This window comes from Micromonospora sp. BS32 (genome assembly GCF_059089345.1).
Genome location: NZ_JBSSHR010000073.1, coordinates 1 through 605, shown reverse-complemented (window position 1 = coordinate 605; position 605 = coordinate 1). Strand labels below are relative to the sequence as shown.

Sequence of the window (605 nt, the reverse complement as noted above, 5' to 3'; positions counted from 1 at the left end):
GAACGACAGCGAGTTAGTGCAAACCGGGCCCAGTTTCCGGGTCAGCCGGTGGGCGGCAGCTCGCGCGCGACGGGGAGGCCGGCGGCTCGGCGGCGGGCTTGCTCGGGGCGGACCCAGTCGCGGGGTCGGATGCCGGTGAGGGCGGTTCCGGCGACCATGTCGTGGCTGGTCTGCCACTGGTGGTGTCGGACGGGTCGGGGCGGGGGCGGAACGACTTCGGCGCGGGCGGCGGCCGGGGTCGCGTGGGTGCGGCCGGTGTTCGGGTCGGTCCACTCCTGGCGGATCGGGGCGCCGGTGAGCGGGTCGGCGGTGCGCTGAGCGCCGGGGCCCATCAGGTCGACGCCCCAGGTGAAGCCCCACGATTCCAGGACGTCGCGGCCGGCGCTGCGGGCGTCGACCACGGGGTCGGTGCCGACGTCGTCGGCGTGGTCGTGCGCGACCTTGATGGCGACGCGGTGTTGGCCGCGGCGGCCGGGGACGCGGGCGATCCGGTGGGCGTAGCGGTGCGGGTCGACGTCGACCAGGACCGCCGTGGTGCCGCCGCCGTCCTCTTCCAGGACTTCGTCGGGCGCGCGCTCCTCGACGTCGACCAGCGCGTCCAGGAG

General features: G+C 75.9%; 1 protein-coding gene. It reads right to left on the bottom strand.

Features of this window, described 5'->3' with window-relative positions:
- Positions 1–41 precede the first annotated feature (41 nt).
- A partial coding sequence (locus tag AC5RWQ_RS30305) for a hypothetical protein (protein WP_494286018.1) occupies positions 42–605 on the bottom strand: 564 nt, incomplete at its 5' end.